The organism is Sphaerisporangium sp. NPDC049002 (assembly GCF_040649355.1).
Classification (GTDB): domain Bacteria; phylum Actinomycetota; class Actinomycetes; order Streptosporangiales; family Streptosporangiaceae; genus Sphaerisporangium.
Window position 1 is genome coordinate 1 of the sequence record NZ_JBEZFH010000147.1, and the last position, 19,396, is coordinate 19,396.

Genomic DNA, 19,396 nt, shown 5'->3' on the forward strand with positions numbered 1-19,396 from the left:
TTGAGGTCGAGGTGGAAGAGTTTGCCGTGCCAGAGCGCCTGGGCGATGCCGTGGACGAAGTTCAGCCCGGCCATCTGCTCGTGGCCCACCTCGGGGTTGAGGCCGACCATCTCGGGGTGCTCCAGCTCGTTGATCAGCGCGAGCGCGTGGCCGATCGTGGGGAGCAGGATGTCGCCGCGGGGCTCGTTCGGCTTGGGTTCGAGGGCGAACCGCAGGTCGTACCCCTTGTCGATCACGTACGAGCAGAGGATGTCGAGGCTCTCCTTGTAGCGGTCGAGCGCCGCCCTGACGTCCTTGGCGGCGTCGGACTCCGCGCCCTCGCGCCCGCCCCAGCAGACGTACGTCGTCGCGCCCAGTTCGGCGGCGAGGTCGATGTTGCGGATGACCTTGCGGAGCGCGTACCGGCGGACGTCCCGGTCGTTGCTGGTGAAGCCGCCGTCCTTGAAGACGGGGTGGGTGAACAGGTTGGTCGTGGCCATGGGAACCTTGAGGCCGGTTTCGCTCAGAGCCCGCTTGAAGTTCTCGATGGCCTTGTCGCGGTCGGGCTCGGTGGCGAGGAGGTCGTCGTCATGAAAGGTCACGCCGTAGGCGCCGAGTTCGGCGAGGCGGTGCACCGCCACCGCCGGGTCGAGCGGGGCGCGGCTGGCCTCGCCGAACGGGTCACGCGCCTGCCAGCCGACCGTCCACAGGCCGAACGTGAACTTGTCTTCCTTCGTGGGTGCGTACTCGTTCACTGTTGGTCTCTCCCGATTTAGTCTATGTTGTGGACTAAATATCGGCCGGTACTCGCGGCAGGTCAAGAGGGACGCCCCGGCGAGTTCACGGGAAGGTATTGGGCGCTGTGATCGAAGCAGGAGACAACCCCTGATGGCACAGGCCGTACGGCACGATTCGATGCGCGCGGGGAACCTCGCCGTGGTCCTCGGAGAGCTCGACCGGAACGGGCCCCTGACGCGTGCCGCGCTCGCCGAGACCACCGGCCTGACCAAGACCACGGTGTCGAAGCTGGTCGGAGACCTCATCGACGCGGGCATGGCGGTGGAGTCCGGCGCGGTGCGCGACGGCGAGCGCGGACGGCCCGGCGTGGCCGTGCGCCTCAGCGGGCACCGGGTCGCCGCGCTGGGCCTGGAGATCAACGTCGACTACCTGGCCGCCTGCGTCGTCGATCTCAGCCGCACGGTACGCCTGATCCGTACACAGCCTGTGGACAACCGCGCGGCCTCGCCGGAGGACGTGATCGCGCGGCTGCGGCAGCTGGCGACGGCCCTGCTCGACGACGCCGCCGCGCAGGGGCTCTCGGTCGCGGGCGCGATCGTCGCGCTGCCCGGTCCCGTCGACCGCTCCACCGGGGCCGTCCACCGCGCGCCCAACCTCGGCTGGCGTGACGTCACCGTCGCCGAGACGCTCGCGCTTCCCCTTCCTGTGCTTGTGGACAACGAGGCGAACCTCGCCGCGCTGGGCGAGCTGTGGTTCGGGTCGGGGGCGTCCTTCGGCGACTTCCTGCACGTGTCCGGGGAGATCGGCATCGGCGCGGGCCTGGTGGTCGACGGCGCCCTGTTCCGGGGAGCGCACGGGTTCGCGGGCGAGCTCGGCCACGTCGTCGTCTCCCCCGACGGCCCCGCGTGCCGGTGCGGGGGCACCGGCTGCCTGGAGCGGTACGCCGGGCAGGACGCCCTGCTGCCCCCCGGCGAGGAGATCGGCGAGCTCGTGGCCCGTCTGCGGGAGGGCGAGCCCTCGGCGGCGGCCGCCTGTGAGCGGGCCGGCGCGGCGCTCGGCGTCGCCCTCACCACGGCGGTCAACCTGCTCGACCCGGACACGATCGTGCTGGGCGGGATCTTCGCACCGCTGTTCCCGTGGGTGTCCGGCCCGGCGGAGGAGGCGATGCGGAAGCGGCTCGGGCAGATGCGCACCCGCGTCCCCGCCCTGGTCGTCTCGCAGGTCGGCGCCGACGCCGCGACGCTGGGCGCCGCGGGCCAGGTGATCCAGCGCATCATCGCCGACCCCGGGGCCTTCCTGCTCACCCCGCAAGGGTGACCCGGCCTGTGGAGCTGTGGTACTCACCGGAGTATATTGGTTGAGAGTTCAACTTACCGGAGGCGATCATGCCCGTTCACCGTCTCAACCACGCCGTCCTGTACGTGCGCGATGTCGAGCGCAGCGTCGCGTTCTACCAGGAGGCGCTCGGCTTCCACGCGGTCATGGCGTTCCCCGGCGCGGCCTTCCTCCAGGCGCCGTCGTCGAACAACGACCACGACCTGGGACTGTTCCAGATCGGAGCGGAGGCCGGCCCGTCCCAGGCGGGGCAGGCCACCGTCGGGCTCTACCACCTCGCCTGGGAGGTGGAGACGCTCGACGACCTCGGCGAGATCGCCGCGAAGCTGAACGACCTCGGCGCCCTCGTCGGCGCCTCCGACCACTCCACCACCAAGGCCCTGTACGCCAAGGACCCCGACGGCATCGAGTTCGAGGTGTCCTGGCTCGTCCCGGCCGCGCTCCTCACCGAGGAGACGCTCGCGGGTCGCAGCAAGATCCGGCCGCTGGACATCCCCCGCGAGAAGGAGCGGTACGGCGCGAGCACGCGCGGCGGGGTGGGAATCTCGATCGGCGTCTGACGAGACCGGGCACCGCGTGATGAAATCGGCGTGGGCTTACAAGATCGGCACCTGGCAGGGGGCGGTGCGTCTTTCAGGCCGTGCCGACCTCCAGCACCGCCTGCTCGACGGTGTCGAGGGTCTCGAAGTGGTTGTCCAGGCCACTGATCCGCAGCCGACGCCGCAGGTAGTCGGGTACGGCGACGAGGATGAGCCGTCCCTTGGCGGAGGTGATCTGGTTGAAGATGTACACCAGCGACCCGAGGCCGGCCGAGTCGCAGAACTTCAGGCCGGCCAGGTCGATGATGAGACGGGGGCCCTGCTCACCGCTCCACACACCGTCGATGTGGGCGTTGAAGATGGGGGTGCCGTGAAAGTCCAGGTCGCCGGCCAGATGAAGCACCGTGCATTTATCAAGGCGTTCAACACGGATGTCTAAGTTATGCCCGTGCTGCGACGCTGACATGGGTATGCACCCCTTCTAACGGTCGAACCGTTTGCTGTCTCAGTGCAGGCTATGCCCCTCCTGTCTCACCCGGCCACCCAACCTGACCGCAGGGCCCCGGCGAACGGCGCCTAACCGCCGGACGGGCTCGGCCGGTCCTCTTTGGATCCGCCGGATTCGTACCACCTGCCGCTGTAGGACTCCCAGCTCGGCGGCGTGCCCGGCAGGGCAGACCGCTGGTCGCCGGCGCGAAGGCCGTCGAGGGCGATCGCCAGCAGCCGCCGGCTGATGCCGGCCTGCTCTTCCGTGCAGCGCGGGATCCTGCTGAAGTGCTCGATCAGGTACGAGACGTCGAGCGTGGCGAGATCCGGCCGTACGGTGCCGTCGGCCTGGGCGCGTCGTACCAGCTCGTCCAGCAGCTCGCGCCCCAGCTCGCTCGCCGCCGTCATCTCGCCGGTGACGGCGATCGTGCCCGCGGCCGGCCCGAGGGCCCCGACGCGCGCGGCGACGCACCGCCTGACGAAGCCGCAGACCGCCGACCACCCGTCGCCCTCGTGCGCCAGCGCCTCCCGCGCCGAGGCGATCGACTCCTCCATCGACAGCAGGCAGAGCCGTTGCAGCAGTTCCTCCTTGCTGCCGTACCGGCGGTAGAACGTGGCGATGCCGACACCCGCGCGCTCGGCCAGTGCGGACATAGGAGCCCCGGCGCCCTGCTCGGCGAAGACCGCCCTCGCCGCCTCAAGCACGATGCGGTCGTTGCGCTCGGCCTCGGCCTGACGTCCCCACCGGCGCTCCCGCCGGGCCTCCATCGAATCCACGGCCGAAGTCTAGTTGCGATCGGAGCGAACCACTCCGATATTTTATTCGGAGCAATCTGCTCCGATAGCGGATCCAACGGAGAGGAGTGGTCGTGCGGGCGGGCCTGCGCGTCGGGACCTCCCTGAACGGCTCCGGCGGGTACGCGGAACGGGTCGCGGCGGACACCGGTGGCCTCATCGTCGTCCCGCCGGAGCTCGGCCTCCCCGAAGCGGTGGCGCTGCCGGCCGACGGCCGTACGGCCATGGGCATCATCCGTGCCGCCGCGCTCCAGCCCGGTGAGTGGGTTCTCGTGGAGTCGGCCGCCGGAGGGGTCGGGAGCCTGCTCGTCCAGCTCGCGTCCAGCGCGAGCGCCCAGGTTGTCGCGGTGGCCGGTTCCCGGCGGAAGCTCGAACTGGCCACCGAGCTGGGCGCCGAGGTGAACGCCCTGATGAACACGTAGGTACGCCGCCCACTCAGGTGATCAGCCGTTTACAAACGGGTTCCAAGCGGTCTGATCAAGGCTGCGGTCATGAGCCGCTCGCGTCGTACCAAGGCGACCCGCAGGAAGCGCCGCCCCGTCTCTCGCAGGGTTCGCCGGAGAAAAGGGTCCTTTATGGAACTCCTGGAGAAGATCATCATTGTGGGCTTGGTGCTCGTCCCGAGCCTGGGATGGACCGTGACGTCCACCGCTTGGGCGATGCCCGACGTCCGGCTGGCGATCGACGAGAGCGCCGCGCCCGGAACCATGACCGTGCTGGGGTGTGAGTACAGGAACTACACCAACAGCTCCAAGCAATGGCGGTACTGCGAGGGAACCTTCGTCTACGACGGCACCGGCGAGGCGGTCCGGGTCCGCGCCTACGACAGGGCGGATCCGGGCGACGTCTACGCCGCCCGGATCACCGCCGAACGCGACAAGACCGTGCAGCGGGACCTGAAGGGCGTGCTGGCGCCTCTCGGCGAGGCGTTTGCCAGCCTGTGCGTACTGGGAGCGCTGCTTACGGGCTTGATGTGCTTTTTACCGGTGGAAACGCTGTGGCCGTTCGTGTCCGCCGCCTGCTTGGTGCCCGCGATGGGGCTGGTGGGCTGGGTCGCCTCCCAAATCGTGTCCAACACATGACCGGTCGTCAGGAGCCGACCTGGAACGGACGCATCATCTCGTTGTCCTCGTGTTCGAGCAGGTGACAGTGCCACACGTATGTGCCCTCCAGGTCGAACATCATCTTGATCCGGGTGACCTCCTTCGGATAGGCGATCACCGTGTCCTTGAAGCCGCGCTCCCAGCGCTCGGGCGAGCGGGCGGCGGTGCCCTTGAGCGGCCTGCGGTCGACCACCTCGAAGCGGACCTCGTGCAGATGGACCGTATGGGCGTCGTCGGTGGAGTTGTGGATCTCCCACATCTCGATGGCGCCGAGCGCGGGGTTCTCGGTCACGGGGTCGGACCACATCTTGGCGGTGCCGCCTCCTGCGAGGGTGCCGAGCATCGAGGCCGTCGGCACCTCCGTGCCGCCTCTCACCTCCATGGCGTGCTCCAGGAGGGCCACCTGCCGGGTCAGCGTCGCCGGACCGCGCCGGATGAGCGCGGGCAGCGCGAGCAGCGCGGGCGGCACGCTCTCGTCCCTGCCGGAAAGCGGCCTCAGCACGAACTTCATCACCTGCCCCGTGGTGGCGGGGTTGGCGGGCGCCGCCTTCGCGTCCCCGCTGAACGGCTCGTCGGGGCCCTCGTTGATCAGATAGAACTCCGTGCCCGGCCTGACCCCGCTGAAGTCGACGATGACGTCGGCGCGCTCGGCGGGTCCCATGACCAGGCTGTGCAGTCGCACCGGCTCAGGAAGGTACCCGGCCTCCGCCCCGATCTGCCAGAAGGGCACGGCGGGCGCCACCGGCCGCTTGGCGAGGGGGTCGGCCGCCATCTTGAGGATCAGGAACCGCGAGTTGCATCCGTTGAGGAAGCGGAAGCGGTAGCGGCGCGGCTCGACCGCCAGCACCGGCCACGTGCGCCCGTTCACCATCATCGCGTCGCCGAAGAACTCCGGCTGCCAGATGGGCGGCACATGGCTGCGGGGGATGTACGGGCCGCCGTACCTGTCGGAGAACTGCGCCCGGCTGCCGGGGTAGAACAGCGAGCCGTCCTTCGCGAACGACCGGTCCTGGATGATGATCGGGATCTCGTAGTAGCGCGTGCCGGGAGGGTCGCCCGCCCTGGGAGCGGGCCCGGGAAGCACTCCGGGGTCGAGGTCGGTCGCGCCGCCGCGAAGCAGGTAGAAGCCCGCCAGCCCGGCGTAGACGTTGAGCCGCGTCATGCCGAGGGTGTGGTCGTGGTACCAGAGCGTCGAGGCGGGCTGGTCGTTGTCGTACTGGAAGACCGCCGACCCCGGCTGCCACTGGACGCTCTCGCGGCTCGCGAACGTGCTCATGAAATGGCCGTACCACGAGCCCTCCGTGGCATGGCCGGAGGGGATGTTCCGCGCCGCCGGGAGGAACCACGACTCGGGATGGCCGTCGCTGTCGTCCGTGCTGCACCCGCCGTGCAGGTGCGTGGTGATCGGCACGGGCCCCCGGTACCGGCCGGGTGTGGTCGTGAACGCCGGGCGCGTGTCCCTGCCGTGCGTGCCGCCCGGGGGGTTCGCCCAGTGCAGTGTCGGGTCCACCGGCAGCAGGTGGGACAGGTAGCGCCCGTCCCCGTCGACGAGCTGGTTGGCCCACGTACACCGTACGGGGCGGCCGGACCTGGCCTCGATGGTCCACGCGGGGGAGGCGAAGCTCTCGGGGTGCTCCGGCGAGCCGTACCCCCACAGCGTGGTGGCCGGGCTGCCCGGGGGCAGCACCTGCTGCCGGAACTGCCGGACGCCGATGACGTAGTGGTCACGGTCGCCGTCCGGCGAGGCGTCGGCGGGCATGGCCGGCGGGATCACCAGCGGTGCGACGTACTTGGCCATGCCCGCCGCGTCGAGCGTGCCGGCCCAGCGCACCGTGGAGGCCGCCCGGCGGGTCGCCCCGGCGGCGGACGCCTGTGACGTCCGTCCGGTGGCCAGCAGGGCCGCTCCCCCCGCCGCCGCCTTCAGGACCTGACGTCTAGTGACCATCTCGGCTCCTTTCCCGGGGCCGGGAAGTCCGGAGTTCGGCCTGCCGGCGGCATGCCCACGTCCCGCTCTTAACACGGATATATGCCTTATAAGGCGACAATTCCCCCTTAATGACTTGTACCCACCTGGCCACACTCCGAGCGCGGGATGACAGGGCCGTGTCGGCGAACCACCGATACGGAAGGCCAGCTGACCTCCCCGTGCACAACCGTTTTATGCGTTGACAGGGGAAATACATTCCCCAATTCCACGGCAACTCGTCGTCAATCGGGGGGCAAGCTGGGCGCTTCTCAATGAACAGGAAGAAGGGAGCAAGAAATGACCACCAGTGGAATCGGCATCGTGGGTGCGGGGATCTCCGGCCTGACGCTGGCGCTGCGCCTGCGACAGCTCGGCGTGGACGTGACCCTGTACACCGAGAAGACCGCCGACCAGTTGAGGGGCGGCCGCCTGCCCAACACCGTCGCCCGGATGAAGCGCACCCGCGACCGCGAGCGGGCACTCGGCAGTGAGCACTTCGCGGAGGACGGCAGCCTCGCGAGTACCGCGAAGATCTCCATCAAGGGCGAGCCGCCGCTGGAGTTCCAGGGCACCCTCGACGAGCCCTTCCACGCCGTCGACTTCCGCCTCCTGCTTCCCGCCTTCCTCGACGACTACACCTCCCGTGGCGGCCGGCTGGTGGGGACCGAGCCCTCTCCAGGCGCGGAGGACGTCGAGCGGTGGTCGGCCGCCCACGAGCTGATCGTGGTGGCCGCCGGGAGGCGCTCGGTCTCCGAGCTGTTCCCCCGGGACGCCGCACGCTCTCCGTACGACCGCCCGCAGCGGTCGCTCCTCGCCGGCCTCTACACCGGCATCACGCCTGCCGGCTTCAGCTACAACGTGTCGCCAGGGTGTGGAGAGATCTTCCAGATGCCCATGCGCTCGCGGGAAGGCATGACCGGCGGGATGCTGGTCGAGGCGATTCCCGGCGGCCCGCTGGAGCCGATCACCCAGATGCCCTACCAGGACGACCCGCGCGCCTTCATCCGCGCGCTCCAGGACGTGCTCGCCGAGCACGCGCCCCGCATCGCCGAGCGCGTCGACCCCGGCTCGTTCGACCTGCTCGGCCCCGACGACCTGCTCCAGGGCGCGGTGACACCGGTGGTGCGCACCCCCGTCGCCAAGCTCGCCTCCGGTCGGATCGCCCTCGCCGTGGGGGACGCGTGGATCACCAACGACCCGGTCACCGGTCAGGGGGCCAACCTGGGCTCGCACTGCGCCTGGGTGGCCGCCGAGGCGATCGCGGCGGGCGGGCCGTACGACGTGGCGTTCGCCGAGTCCGTGGCGGCCGAGATGTGGAAGGTCGCGGGCCCGGTGACCCAGTGGTCCAACGCCTTCCTCCAGCCGCCGGCCGAGCACGTGCTCAAGCTGTTCATCGGCTCGGCCATGGACCCCGGACTGGCCGACCACTTCGTCAACCTGTTCAGCGACCCGGTGGCCGCCTGGTCGGTGTTCTCCGACCCGGCCGAGGTGGACGCGCTCCTGGCTTCCCGCGCGAAGGCCTGACGACCCTCACCGATCCCGCCACCCCCGGCCCCTCGGCGCCTGATCGTCAGCGCGTACGTTCCAGCGGGCTCGTCACGGTCGAGCACACCGGCTCAAGCGCGGACCGGGGGCCGGGTGATCATCCGATGTCCGGCATGGCCCGCAGAGCGCCTGGGGCTGGTACCCTATAGGCGGTTGTGGGGATCCCGCGACCATGCCGCCTTAGCTCAGTCGGCCAGAGCACTTCACTCGTAATGAAGGGGTCAAGGGTTCGATTCCCTTAGGCGGCTCCCCGTCAGAAGGCCCCCGCGGAGATCGCGGGGGCCTTCTGAGTGTCTACGTGCGTGACTACGGCTGGGAAGTGCCTCGCCAAGCCCTTTGCCAGAGAATCAACTACACGGTCACCTTCCGTCTCATAGGCGTCGCCTAATCGCCCCTGGGGGCCGCGTCAAGCCTTCCGGCCGTCTCAGCCAAGCCCTCCCGATCCAGCGCCCAGCGTTCAGTTAGACGTAGCCCTGCTCTATCTGAAGGCTCTCACCCACCGTCCGAGCGGCATGTCTGGCCGTCCTCCGTAAGGCACTCTCGCCTCTCCCGGACGGTTGGACTGGTGGATAGTGCGCTGCGTCCTCGCTGGCCTGCTGCCCGTATCGGACCTCGAACCAGACTGTTCGCCCCGCTTCGTCCTCATAAACGGCCCAGCGGTCGGAGATCAGCTCCACGATCATGAGACCCCGCCCGCCTTCTCCGAAGATATCCCCACCGACCCGTGGAACCGACGCGCCGCCCTCATCCACCACATCCACGTGGATGCGGTCGAAGCAGTCGGCCAACGCCAGGGTGATCTTTCCGCCATCTCGCGAGTTGGAATGAACGACCGCGTTCGTGACGATCTCGCTGACCAGCAACGTCACATCGTCCAAAGCTGGATGATTGTCATCGAGCTTTCGGCGCACATACTCACGCGCCTGTTGGGCCGACTCCGGAGAGCCAGGCAGATCGATAACCCCTAACAAGTTCCCTTTCACCCAGTTTTGCCGGTGAGACGGCATGGTCTTAGGGTGTGTCACAGGATCGCACCTCCACCGTGCGGTTCAGGAACCCGCACGGCGTTCACCGCGCCTGCGGGTTCCGACTTTTCCGCTGTCACCACCCATCACATCGCCTCATACACGTGCGCCAACAGTGCGACCAGGGGAGACTAGAGGAGACTGAGCGAGCCCACGTGTCTCCCCTAAGGAGCATGAGCGATGAAGGATGTCCCGATCTGGGCCGCACGACTCCGCGCCGAACGGCGTAAGAGGCTTTGGACCCAACGCGAAATGGCCAAGCGACTAGCCGACGCCGCCGACGAGCACACCCACGCGCGTCTCCCCACACGGGAATCCCTCATCCGGAATATCAAAGACTGGGAGGCGGGCAACCACCGCCCCAAAGACCCCTACCCGGTTCTGTATAGCCGAGCGTTCGCCATAGTGGAGGATCAGCTATTCGGCAACGGAGGAGCCCCCCCGCGCCGCGCCCCTGCTGACATCCTGAAAGAGCTGCTACGCGGAGAGAATCCACTCGCCCCGATAGCAAACCGAACAGGTCGCCGTGTCGGCTCCGAGACTTTGGCCGACCTCTCAGCACGAGTTCATGGTCTGCGACTCGCCGACGATTTGATCGCTGGCAAGGACTTGATCCAGCCCGCGTTTCGTGAACTCGATGCCGCCGTACGCATCTACCGGGAAGGTACTTATCACGAAAACGTAGGAAAGGGCCTACTGGTCGCAATTGGTGAATTCGCCCAGATAGCGGGATGGGTAGCCAGCGACGCCGGACAGCACGACCAAGCAGCACGAACATACCGGCTCGGCATCAGCGCCGCACACGAAGCCGGAGACGGCACGCTTGCCTCGAACCTCATCGGATCGCTGGCGTACCAGACCACCAACACCGGGGACCCGAACGAAGGCGTAGCGCTCGCGTACGCGGCCCTGGACGCAGCCGCTCCACATGACTCCCCACGAGCACGCGCACTCGCATGGGATCGCGTGGCATGGGCACATGTACGTGCCGGAGAAGCGCAAGCGGCCATGCGGGCACTCGGCGAAGCCGACACCGCGTTGACCAACCTCGGCACGGAGAACGAGCCCGCATATCTGTATTGGATAAACGCCGGCGAACTACAGATCATGGAGGCGCGTGCCTATACCGAGTTGCGGCGACCACTACGCGCCGTCCCCCTCCTTACCGATGTACTCGGCCAATACAACACCACGCACACCCGCGAACTGGCGCTATACCTGTCGTGGCTCACCGTCGCACTGACAGACGCCAACGAGCCAGAGGAAGCGGCGCAAGCGGCCGAACGAATGCTCAACCTATCCGCTGACGTTGCCAGCGACCGAACCGCCCAACGCGCAAAAATCGTCCGCACTCGGCTGGAAAGGTACCGTGACGTACCGCAGGTTCGGGATCTTCTTCACGATCATCGATGGGATCACTGAGCGCCTCATCTGAGGTTAGAGAAACGCCTCCAGCGGGGGGATCCGGCTCCGGGCAGCGGTGTGGTCGCCCGAAAGACCGAACCGGGTCTCTGTGGAAGTCCGGGCTTGCCACCGCATGACGCGCTGATGACTCACAGACGCCATGTGTCAGCCCTGCATTTGTGAAGTAGAGTCCGGAAAGACTCGCGGACGTTCTCTAACAGCGCAAGCGATCAATTTAGCAGACTCAATCGGGTTTTCATGTTCCCAGACGCGGATGACGAGCCAGCCAGCACCGGCGAGGGTCTCGTCAGTATCGCGGTCGCGCTCGCGGTTCTTGGCGATTTTCTCGCTCCAGAATTCGCGATTTTGTTGGGCAGGGCGATGATGGTCGGGGCATCCGTGCCAATAGCAGCCGTCCAAGAATACGGCGACCTTGGCTTTCGAAAAGACAAGGTCCGCGCGGCGGCGTAGGCCTTTGAGTGGAGCGACGTCGACGCGGTAGCGGAGCCCGAGTCTATGGGTGGCGGAACGTAGAGCGAGTTCGGGTTTGGTATCCCTGCCGCGATTGGCTTTCATGATGGCGCGAACCGCTGAGGAACTAGCCCAGGAGATGTCCGGGGTCTGAGAGAGGATGACGAGGCTCTGTTCAAAGGCCATGCGCCAAGCCGCCGCGAGGTTGCGTGATCGCGTAGTCTCGCAGACCTCACCCAGGTAGACCTCGGGAGACTTGCCGCCATCTGACCAGCGCAGATAGGCGCGGATACGGCGAGTGTTGGGAAAGACCTTCAATTCGACTGACGCGCGGGCGGTTCGCCCGTCGCCGAGGTCGACAAGTCGCCGGTCACGGCCGCCGGCGGCGCGGTCCTGTTCGGCGGTGCGCGCGGCTCGGTCGAGGCCGGGTTTACCCCTCCAGGCGCGGGCTGGTGGGGGGCGCTCCTTCCATCGTCCGGGTTCGGTGGGAGCTAAGTCGGTCACTTCGCTCTCTCAACGTCGTCCAAGACCGTCGCGACGGCGTCGGCGAACACTCTGCCGAGCAGGACGGGCACTGCGTTGCCGAGCTGGCGCATCTGTTCGCCGCGCGGGCCGATGAGCTTCCACTCGTCGGGGAAAGTCATGACTCGTGCTGTCTCCCGAACCGTCATGTAGCGGTGAGTGCCGTCGTCGAGGAGCATGACCGACTCGCCGCCCGGGACGCCGTGAACGCCGGCTTTGACGGTCTTAGCGGGCCGGTCGAGTTCGTTGGGGGTGTGGCCGGGGTAGATCCGGGCGTCAGGCCATCCGATGTGGTCGGTGAACCCGCCCAGGTTGTATTCCTTGCGATCGAGCTTCTCGACCGGTGGCAAGGAACGCTGGCCGTCAATGCCCTTGAGCGCGTCGCGCAGTGTGCGCCACGGAAACGGCTTGTCCTCATCCGGAAGCACGCTCAGATGCTTGGGAATCCTGGCCATCACGCGCTCTCTGACCGCCTTAGGGACCTCGGGATGCCGTTCCCAGTACGAGCCGTCGAGCATCGACTCATACAGGCTCTCCTCGGAGAATCGGGGCCTCACCAACTCTCTGAAACGCGCACGGTCGACGCCGAGGTCTCGGCGAAACGCGACGATGATCACGCGGTTCCGAATCTGGGGAACGCCGTAGTCTGCCGCGTTGACGGGAAAGTGCTCGACGTCGTATCTCTCGTGAGAGTCGACAGTCGCCGTCTCCATCAGGTGACGCAAAACCTCGTCGTGCTCCCGCCAAGACCCGCCTTCCGCGCGTTCCTCGAAGGGCAGGGACAGCTCCCGCTTGATGTAGTCGAAGTACGGCTTGAATGATGACCGCAGCAGGCCGCGGACGTTCTCACAGATCACCGCCTTGGGCTCTGCCTCCCGGATGGCCCGGAACATCTGAGGAAACCCGTTGCGGTCATCCTCGTCGCCCTTGGCGACGCCCCCCAGGCTGAACGGCTGGCACGGAGGGCCGCCCGCGAGTAGGTCGACCTTGCCCTTCAGATAATCGAAGTCCACCTTGGCGACATCGCCCACGATCAGGGGCGGTCGCTCGCCCGGCGCCGGGATCGGAGGCCGCTCGCCGTCCAACTCGAACGGGACGGCCTTGTTCGCGGCCAACGTCTCACAAGCGCGCTTCGCGAACTCGTTGAACAGCAGCGGACGGAAGCCCGCCTTCTCCACCGCCATCGCCAGGCCACCGCCACCGGCGAACAGCTCAACGCCCGTCCGATCCCCTGAGCCGCGATGCGACTGTTCAACCATGCTAAAAGCGTACCGCGGAATTGATGATCTTCGTGTCCTTACGAGTAAGGATCTTCGAACACACGATCAGCCAGCACCACCACTACCGCCCCGCTATATTGCGGTACACACACGCCGGATGACGTCCGGCAAGCACCACACGCCCCAGTGCTCTGGGATGATCAGACCGCAGTATTCGAACGGCACCCCCCAACCGCTCGACGTCGAGGAGTAGCCATGGCGCCGGACTCGGTCGCCGAGTTCAAGCTGAGCATCACCAAGGCACTCGCTGACCAGTTGGCCGAGACCCTCGATCCACTGACGCCGGCTCCCCTCAGCCTGGAGATCCTCGCCGAGGTTGAGAACCGTCCGGGTGTCTACATGCTCTTCCTTGACGGCAGGCGCGTCTACGTCGGCAAGACAGCCAAAGCCTTACCCGTACGACTCAAGCAGCACCATAGGAAGATCTCCGGACGAAGCGGTATCTCCGTGGATCACATGAGCTTTGTCTGCGTGTACGTCGACCGGGACATGGACTCCGTCGCCCCCGAGAAGATGCTGATCAGCAAATACGCCGCGAGAGGCGGCGTGCCGTGGAACAACAACGGCTTCGGGAACAAGGATCCGGGCGCAAAACGCGATCACAGTCTCGTCAAGATCAATCACTTTGACGCCGAGTACCCCATATGCCTGGACATCCACATCGAGCTACCCAGCCAGCCAGCGACGGTCTCGGCCACGTTGAAGAGCCTCAAGAGAGCCCTGCCGTTCAACCTCAGGTACGACACCAGCAACCAGGGCAAGGCCGTCATGGACGCCCACAGCGTGACTGTCCCGCCTACAGCCACAACCTTCCGGGAGATCATCGAGGTCATCCTTGAAGCGCTTCCCATCGGATGGCAGGCCACCGCTCTACCTGGCTACGTGATCCTCTATAGAAAAGAGGACGCGTATCAGAGCGCCACGGGTTGGTGGCGAAAGGCGGAAGGCAATGGAGTGACCTGGCACGCCGGGCCCTCCAAACGCGACCTCTCAGAGGAGCCGATCAAGCCCGACGACGACGCCGAAGAGGAGGGGGATGGCGAAGAACCGGACGAGGGAACTTGACACTCCCGGACCGGGAAGGTCCCTTGGTACTGCCCTCACACGATCGCCGAGCTGGTGCGGCGGCCCGTACAGCGACACCGCCTCATAGGACCCCCCTCTACCGCCCGAGCAGGACGGGGCGCCGTCGACAAGGGCTGTGGCCCTCACTCGTGAGCAAAGGGTCGGGTTCGATTCCCTTAGGCGGCTCGGGTCAAAGGCCCTCCCGGATCTCCCGGAGGGCCTTTTTTCATGGGTGTGCGGCAGGACTGGGCGGCGACAGGGCTTGTCGCGGGCGGCGGTGGACTTTGTCCGCTTGGAGTCGCCTCAGTAGGGCAGGAAGATCTGGCGCTGGGTCGCGCTGTCGTCGAAGGCTTCCAGTTGGGCCTGGCCTTCGGTGGCGAGGGAGTCCAGCATGGTGTGCAGCAGGGCGGTGCACAGGACCGTGGGCCCGGCGTGGGAGTCGAAGGCGAAGTCCGAGCTCACCGGCGCGAGCAGCACCTCGTCCGCGAGGTCGATGAGCCGGCCCACCGGTTGGTCGGTGATGAGGGCGACCTTCAGCCCGACGCGCCGCGCCCAGGTGATCCCCTCGGCGAGCTCGCGGGGGTAGCGCGGCAACCCGATGGCCAGCACCCACTCGGCTCCGGATTCGGCCGCGCGGCTCAGCCGGTCCTCCAGGGTCGAGCCCGCCACGTCCAGCACCCGTACGTCAGGGAGCACCTTCTCGGCGAGGTAGCCGAACAGGTGCGCCAGCGGTGCGGAGATCCGCAGGCCCATGACCAGCAGCGGACGCGACCTGGCCAGCCGGCCCGCCACTTCGCGAAGCTGGCTTGGATCCCGTAAGCCGTCGCGCAGCCGCTCCAGGTCGCGGATCTCGGAGTTGACGAGGGCTTGGATCTCGTTGAGGTCCTCGGGGGGCAACGGTCGCCGCGCGCCGCCGAACACGGACGAGCGGAGCGTGTCGCGGAACTCCGGGAACCCCTTGAACCCGAGCGCGGCGGCGAATCGGGTGACCGATGGCTGGCTGACGCCGACGCGCTCGGCGATGTCGGCGCTGGTGAAGAAGGCGGCCTCCTGCGCGTGGTCGAGCAGGTAGCGCGCGATGCGGCGCTGCGAGGGGGAAAGCCGGTGGCCGTCGAAGAGCTCGCGCAGGTTCGCGGCGACCCGTGACGCGTCCGGCACGGCGAGCGACTGGCCGGTCTCCCTGGCACGCCCCATCCTTGGGCACCTTCCCCTTCTCCATGGAGTTGGAGTGACGGACCTGGCGATGGCTCTCACCGCCCGGCGGGGCAGGTCCATCGGTGGCCGCGTCACCTCATGAGTCGCGATGTTCCTGTGGGCACAAAGCGAGCGCCGGACGGCCCTGGTGGGGGCCGCCCGGCTCGTTCAATGCGCGACGACGACCGTCAGTTCTTCGGGCCGTTGCCGTTGAAGCGGGTCTTGCAATCTTGCAGCCTCACGTCGACCTGCTCGCCCCTGTCGACGGTGACGTGCACCGTCTCCAGGACCTCGCCGCTCGGGCGGGCACAGGTGAGCGTCCAGCTCTCCTTGAGGAACTTGCCTGGGCCGGTGGCCACGACGCCGTTCTCAGTGTAGGCGGGGGTGGGCCGCACCGAGGGGTTAACGTGCCAGGCGAACTTGCCGTTGGTCGGGGCGATCAGGGTGGACTCCAGGTGGGTGGGCACCGCCCTGGGGGGATCCAGGACACCGCCCGTCTGCACGATCGGCGCGGTCCACAGGTTGAAGTCCTTCGTGATCGTCAGGACCGCGCCCTTAGGCGCCTTGCCCGTGATCACGGAGTGCCCCGCGGGGTCCGCCGCGTACTCCAGAGCCACCATGAACGCCTCGCGGTTCGACTTGCCCGCGTAGCGGCCGGTGCCGAGGTAGTCCTCGATCACCTCGGGGTAGGTGTTGTTGGTCGACTGGGTCTTCATGATCTCGAACGTGAACCCGAGACCACGGGTGGCGTAGTACGACCAGTCAGGGGTCTCGCCGGTCGTCTCGTAGTCGAAGCCCGACTTCATGCCGGTGTAGCCGTTCTTGGCCGCCATCGCGTCGGTCAGGGCGGCGTAGACCGCCTCGTCCGGAGCGTCGCCCGCGCGCTTCTCCAACGGCGGACGGAGGAGGGTGTGACCGGAGGTGTGGTTGGTGATCAGGACGGTGACCTGGTTGGACGAGGTCAGGTCCATGACATTCTTGATCTCGGGCTCGGTGCCGGGCCCGGGACCTCGGTTGGTCGCGTTGGAACCCGCGTTGCTACCCCAGCCGAAGGGGTAGTTGCGGTTGATGTCGACGCCGGCGTTGCTGGCGCACGTCGGTGAGACGCCGCAGCTCGTACGCCGGTTGAGGATGAAGCCGTCCACGTTGACGACCGGGACGAAGATGACCCGTGCCTGGTCGAGCAGGCGGGTGATCTGCGGATCCTTGCCGTCGTTCTTGATCAGGTCGTAGGCGAATTCCATCGTGTGCTCGCCGGAGGGCCACTCGTTGCCGTGGTGGACCCCCATCATGAACAGGACCGGCTTGCCGTCGGCGGTGTCGACGTGACGGGTCACCTCGATGCCGTACACCTCACGGCCCTGACGGGTCTTGTGCGGCAGCGTGACGTGCTTGACGAGATCGGGGTAGCGCTTGCTCAGCGCGAGCATCTCGTCGTTGTAGTCGGTGATGGTCCGGTAGGTTGTCCGGCCGCTGGGCAGAGCCGTCGGCTGCACCGCCGCCACCTGGACGGCCGCCTTGGCGCCGGCCGATTCGGCGAAGCTGGTCGCGGCCGCCGGAATGCTGAGTGTTCCCAGCAGTCCGACGCTCAGCGCGAGCGTCAGAACCCGTTTCTTGTTACTCCAGGCCGCGGGGGGCTGCGAGCCTCTTGAAGACATGCTGGACCCTTTCTAGCTGCGGACGAATTGGAACCAGAAAGGCGCCCTTTTCTCCGAGCTATCTTGCGAAAATCCTTTCCAAGCTCACCGAGGGGCTATTGATTGGAAAGTTGTAGGTAGTCTTGGGGATGAAAGTTTGCATGTCAACCCTTTTCGGCCATGCTCTTTCCGCACATCTGCGGGATGCCTGAGGTGGTGTTTCGCACACGGGGTGGGCAGGGGAGGTGAGGGGCGCCCCGGCCCGGGGTCCACCGGATGGAGCGGGCGGCGACCGGTACGCCGTCGGGTCCGGCAGCGGGCGGCACCCGTCTCACTTATTGAGATCGACGGGAGGAAAGGCAAGGTGCCACGATCCCCAGATGGATCACCTCCGCCCGTCGGCCGCGAACCAGCGAGGGTGGGTCGGCGATCTTCCCTCGCCGGTCGGGCTCCGATCGACGAGTGGCCCGTCCGGCGCGCGGAGGGGGTTCAGGCATTTCCGTTCGATCGTTTTCCGGCCGTCCGGATAGCGCTTTCACGATGCGCACCCGTCAACCGGCATCGATTTCGGGTAGTGCCGAAAATCGGCTCATTCGTACACCGGCGACGTGCGTGTCGGGTCCGGCACCGATAGGTCGATTTCCCCGAGTGGCCGGAAGGCCCTCCCGGACAGATCCGGGAGGGCCCTTTCATGGGTGTTCGGCTAGCGGGTCACCAGCCGACGGCGACCAGCAGCCACTGGGGGTTTCCGTGAGAGATGAAGGACGACTGTCCGGCGTAGTCGTCGTAGGGGAAGCCGTAGGACAGCTTGTTGATCGCGTGGTCGTGCCAGAACTTGGCGTAGTAGTTCGCCGGAGCGGCCAGGTAGTAGTTGGCCGGGTTCGACCACTGCGACTGGGGCAACTGCGCGACGTGGCGGTTGAGCGCGGCGCAGTTCCCCGGGTCGTTGGCCAGCGAACCGGCGCAGCCGAAGATGTCCGAGGTGGCGGCCGAGATGCCGACCGACGCCGCGTAGCTGGTGAAGTAGTTCGCGTTCGCTCCGCCCGCCCGGAAGCCGCTGTAGCTGCCCGGCGCCGGGATCCGGTACGGGGCCTGGACCTGCGCCAGGGGCTTGAACTCGGCCGGAACCTCGTTGATGAACCGCTGGAACGTCGCCGCGCGGTCCTCCTGGAAGGTGCTGTAGTCCTCGCCCACGGACACGTCGTAGCCGTCATGGGCGTGCAGTCGCATCGCCAGCTTGAGCCCGAACGCGTCGACGCGCGTGGTGTTGCCGTTGAACACCGAGGCCCCGACGGTGAACTCGATGAAGTCGTAGTACTGGCTGTTCGGCGAGCCCAGGTAGAAGTACATCCGGCCGGCGGAGTTCACCGGCATGTCGAAGTACGGCTGCTCCGCGATCGAATGGACCTGCCCGTTGTAGCTCCAGTAGACCTGGCTGTCGGGGTACTTGCCGTTCGTCCGGTTGAGGATCTTGACCATGACGACGTTCTGGGCGGCGGGGATGCCGCTGGTGTCGCCCCAGAAGGACCCTGGGTCGGTCGGAGTCGGGGTCGGCGTGGTCGTCGAGCCCGTGGTGCGGACGGCGAACTCCCAGAGCGAGTAGCCGTAGGGCGTGCCGCGGACGGTGCCGTACATGCGCACGTACCGGCCCGTGCCCGTCACGTCGAGCGTCTGTGTGCCGCCGGTGCCGGTGGTCGTGGCGTAGACGTTGGTCCAGGTGGACGCGTTGCTGGAGACCTGGATCTGGAACGACTTGCCATAGGCCGCCTCCCAGGTGAGCACCACCTGGCAGATGGTGGCCGAGGCGCCCAGGTCGACCTGCACCCACTGCGGGTCGCTCGCCGCGCTCGACCAGCGGGTGCCGGCGTTGCCGTCGAAGGCCGCCGAGGCGGGGGTGCCGGCGGATTCGACGGAGGAGGCGGTCGCCGGCCTGCCCTGAGCCGCGTTCGCGGTGCCGCAGCCGCTGCCGCCGCCGATGGTGCCGTAGACCTGGAACTCCCACAGGGAGTAGCCGTAGGCCGTGCCCCGCGCGGTGCCGTACACCCGGACGTACCTGCCGGTTCCGGTCACGTTGAGGGTCTGTGTGCCGCCGGTGCCGGTGGTCGTGGCGTAGACGTTGGTCCAGGTGGACGCGTCGTTGGACACCTGGATCTGGAACGACTTGGCGTAGGCGGCCTCCCAGTTCAGCACCACCTGGGTGATGGCGGCGGCGGCGCCGAGGTCGACCTGCAGCCACTGCGGGTCGCTGAACTGGCTGGCCCAGCGGGTGCCGGTATTGCCGTCGAAGGCCGCCGAGGCGGGGGTGCCGGCGT

At 67.3% G+C, this 19,396-nt stretch carries 17 protein-coding genes and 1 tRNA gene; 8 read left to right on the forward strand and 10 right to left on the reverse strand.

What is annotated here, in order from left to right; genetic code table 11:
- Positions 1-734: xylose isomerase (xylA, locus tag AB0B89_RS25265; protein WP_358557535.1), on the reverse strand; the 734-nt coding region annotated here is incomplete at its 3' end.
- A gap of 133 nt (positions 735-867) precedes the next feature.
- Between xylA and AB0B89_RS25270 the strand changes: the two genes are divergently transcribed.
- Both AB0B89_RS25270 and AB0B89_RS25275 read left to right on the forward strand, forming a co-directional pair.
- On the forward strand, positions 868-2,034 hold the full coding sequence (locus AB0B89_RS25270; protein ID WP_358557538.1) for an ROK family transcriptional regulator: 1,167 nt from the start codon (positions 868-870) through the stop codon (positions 2,032-2,034).
- Between the two features lie 68 nt (positions 2,035-2,102).
- Entirely contained in the window at positions 2,103-2,612 is a 510-nt protein-coding gene (locus AB0B89_RS25275) for a VOC family protein (protein ID WP_358557541.1), read from the forward strand.
- Between the two features lie 73 nt (positions 2,613-2,685).
- Here AB0B89_RS25275 and AB0B89_RS25280 read toward each other — a convergent pair whose 3' ends face one another.
- Both AB0B89_RS25280 and AB0B89_RS25285 read right to left on the reverse strand, forming a co-directional pair.
- Positions 2,686-3,057 (reverse strand): STAS domain-containing protein, encoded by a 372-nt coding sequence (locus AB0B89_RS25280; protein WP_358557544.1) that lies wholly within the window; start codon positions 3,055-3,057, stop codon positions 2,686-2,688.
- Positions 3,058-3,167: 110 nt separating this feature from the next.
- Positions 3,168-3,845 carry a helix-turn-helix domain-containing protein gene (locus tag AB0B89_RS25285; RefSeq protein WP_358557582.1) on the reverse strand — a complete coding sequence of 226 codons (678 nt, stop codon included), beginning with the start codon at positions 3,843-3,845 and terminating at the stop codon, positions 3,168-3,170.
- Between the two features lie 101 nt (positions 3,846-3,946).
- Between AB0B89_RS25285 and AB0B89_RS25290 the strand changes: the two genes are divergently transcribed.
- Together AB0B89_RS25290 and AB0B89_RS25295 are read left to right on the forward strand one after the other, a co-directional pair.
- Positions 3,947-4,294, forward strand: a complete 348-nt coding sequence (locus tag AB0B89_RS25290) for a hypothetical protein (RefSeq protein WP_358557547.1) — start codon at positions 3,947-3,949, stop codon at positions 4,292-4,294.
- A 153-nt stretch (positions 4,295-4,447) separates the two neighbouring features.
- Positions 4,448-4,954: a hypothetical protein gene (locus AB0B89_RS25295; RefSeq protein ID WP_358557549.1), complete on the forward strand. Its 507-nt coding sequence runs from the start codon at positions 4,448-4,450 to the stop codon at positions 4,952-4,954.
- A 7-nt stretch (positions 4,955-4,961) separates the two neighbouring features.
- On the opposite strand, the gene AB0B89_RS25300 is transcribed toward AB0B89_RS25295, so the two are convergent.
- Positions 4,962-6,920, reverse strand: a complete 1,959-nt coding sequence (locus tag AB0B89_RS25300) for a multicopper oxidase (protein WP_358557552.1) — start codon at positions 6,918-6,920, stop codon at positions 4,962-4,964.
- Positions 6,921-7,238: 318 nt separating this feature from the next.
- Here AB0B89_RS25300 and AB0B89_RS25305 point away from each other — a divergent pair, with 318 nt between their 5' ends.
- Both AB0B89_RS25305 and AB0B89_RS25310 read left to right on the forward strand, forming a co-directional pair.
- Positions 7,239-8,465: a styrene monooxygenase/indole monooxygenase family protein gene (locus tag AB0B89_RS25305; protein ID WP_358557555.1), complete on the forward strand. Its 1,227-nt coding sequence runs from the start codon at positions 7,239-7,241 to the stop codon at positions 8,463-8,465.
- 195 nt (positions 8,466-8,660) lie between these two features.
- Positions 8,661-8,734: transfer RNA gene (locus tag AB0B89_RS25310), tRNA-Thr, on the forward strand.
- A 213-nt stretch (positions 8,735-8,947) separates the two neighbouring features.
- On the opposite strand, the gene AB0B89_RS25315 is transcribed toward AB0B89_RS25310, so the two are convergent.
- Positions 8,948-9,493: an ATP-binding protein gene (locus tag AB0B89_RS25315; RefSeq protein WP_358557558.1), complete on the reverse strand. Its 546-nt coding sequence runs from the start codon at positions 9,491-9,493 to the stop codon at positions 8,948-8,950.
- A 198-nt stretch (positions 9,494-9,691) separates the two neighbouring features.
- On the opposite strand from AB0B89_RS25315, the gene AB0B89_RS25320 reads away from it, so the two are divergent.
- Positions 9,692-10,933 (forward strand): transcriptional regulator, encoded by a 1,242-nt coding sequence (locus AB0B89_RS25320; protein WP_358557561.1) that lies wholly within the window; start codon positions 9,692-9,694, stop codon positions 10,931-10,933.
- A 147-nt stretch (positions 10,934-11,080) separates the two neighbouring features.
- Here AB0B89_RS25320 and AB0B89_RS25325 read toward each other — a convergent pair whose 3' ends face one another.
- Positions 11,081-11,890, reverse strand: a complete 810-nt coding sequence (locus tag AB0B89_RS25325; protein ID WP_358557564.1) for a very short patch repair endonuclease — start codon at positions 11,888-11,890, stop codon at positions 11,081-11,083.
- Positions 11,887-13,167 (reverse strand): DNA cytosine methyltransferase, encoded by a 1,281-nt coding sequence (locus tag AB0B89_RS25330; RefSeq protein WP_358557567.1) that lies wholly within the window; start codon positions 13,165-13,167, stop codon positions 11,887-11,889. The genes AB0B89_RS25325 and AB0B89_RS25330 overlap by 4 nt, the downstream gene beginning before the upstream one ends.
- Before the next feature lie 216 nt (positions 13,168-13,383).
- Between AB0B89_RS25330 and AB0B89_RS25335 the strand changes: the two genes are divergently transcribed.
- Positions 13,384-14,253, forward strand: a complete 870-nt coding sequence (locus tag AB0B89_RS25335; RefSeq protein WP_358557570.1) for a GIY-YIG nuclease family protein — start codon at positions 13,384-13,386, stop codon at positions 14,251-14,253.
- Positions 14,254-14,556: 303 nt separating this feature from the next.
- Here AB0B89_RS25335 and AB0B89_RS25340 read toward each other — a convergent pair whose 3' ends face one another.
- The 3 genes from AB0B89_RS25340 to AB0B89_RS25350 form a co-directional block, all read right to left on the reverse strand.
- On the reverse strand, positions 14,557-15,447 hold the full coding sequence (locus tag AB0B89_RS25340) for a MurR/RpiR family transcriptional regulator (RefSeq protein WP_358557573.1): 891 nt from the start codon (positions 15,445-15,447) through the stop codon (positions 14,557-14,559).
- 188 nt (positions 15,448-15,635) lie between these two features.
- The gene (locus AB0B89_RS25345; RefSeq protein WP_358557576.1) at positions 15,636-17,105 is read right to left on the reverse strand and encodes a M14 family zinc carboxypeptidase; all 1,470 of its coding nucleotides are present in this window, start codon (positions 17,103-17,105) and stop codon (positions 15,636-15,638) included.
- Between the two features lie 690 nt (positions 17,106-17,795).
- On the reverse strand, positions 17,796-19,396 hold a 1,601-nt coding region (locus tag AB0B89_RS25350), incomplete at its 5' end, for a discoidin domain-containing protein (protein ID WP_358557579.1).

Coding starts and splice junctions, on each gene's coding strand:
- AB0B89_RS25330 (WP_358557567.1), bottom strand. CDS start 13,167: ATGGTTGAACAGTCGCATCGCGGCTCAGGGGATCGGACGGGCGTTGAG.
- AB0B89_RS25270 (WP_358557538.1), top strand. CDS start 868: ATGGCACAGGCCGTACGGCACGATTCGATGCGCGCGGGGAACCTCGCC.
- AB0B89_RS25285 (WP_358557582.1), bottom strand. CDS start 3,845: ATGGAGGCCCGGCGGGAGCGCCGGTGGGGACGTCAGGCCGAGGCCGAG.
- AB0B89_RS25315 (WP_358557558.1), bottom strand. CDS start 9,493: ATGCCGTCTCACCGGCAAAACTGGGTGAAAGGGAACTTGTTAGGGGTT.
- AB0B89_RS25340 (WP_358557573.1), bottom strand. CDS start 15,447: ATGGGGCGTGCCAGGGAGACCGGCCAGTCGCTCGCCGTGCCGGACGCG.
- AB0B89_RS25295 (WP_358557549.1), top strand. CDS start 4,448: ATGGAACTCCTGGAGAAGATCATCATTGTGGGCTTGGTGCTCGTCCCG.
- AB0B89_RS25335 (WP_358557570.1), top strand. CDS start 13,384: ATGGCGCCGGACTCGGTCGCCGAGTTCAAGCTGAGCATCACCAAGGCA.
- AB0B89_RS25345 (WP_358557576.1), bottom strand. CDS start 17,105: ATGTCTTCAAGAGGCTCGCAGCCCCCCGCGGCCTGGAGTAACAAGAAA.
- AB0B89_RS25280 (WP_358557544.1), bottom strand. CDS start 3,057: ATGTCAGCGTCGCAGCACGGGCATAACTTAGACATCCGTGTTGAACGC.
- AB0B89_RS25300 (WP_358557552.1), bottom strand. CDS start 6,920: ATGGTCACTAGACGTCAGGTCCTGAAGGCGGCGGCGGGGGGAGCGGCC.
- AB0B89_RS25320 (WP_358557561.1), top strand. CDS start 9,692: ATGAAGGATGTCCCGATCTGGGCCGCACGACTCCGCGCCGAACGGCGT.
- AB0B89_RS25275 (WP_358557541.1), top strand. CDS start 2,103: ATGCCCGTTCACCGTCTCAACCACGCCGTCCTGTACGTGCGCGATGTC.
- AB0B89_RS25305 (WP_358557555.1), top strand. CDS start 7,239: ATGACCACCAGTGGAATCGGCATCGTGGGTGCGGGGATCTCCGGCCTG.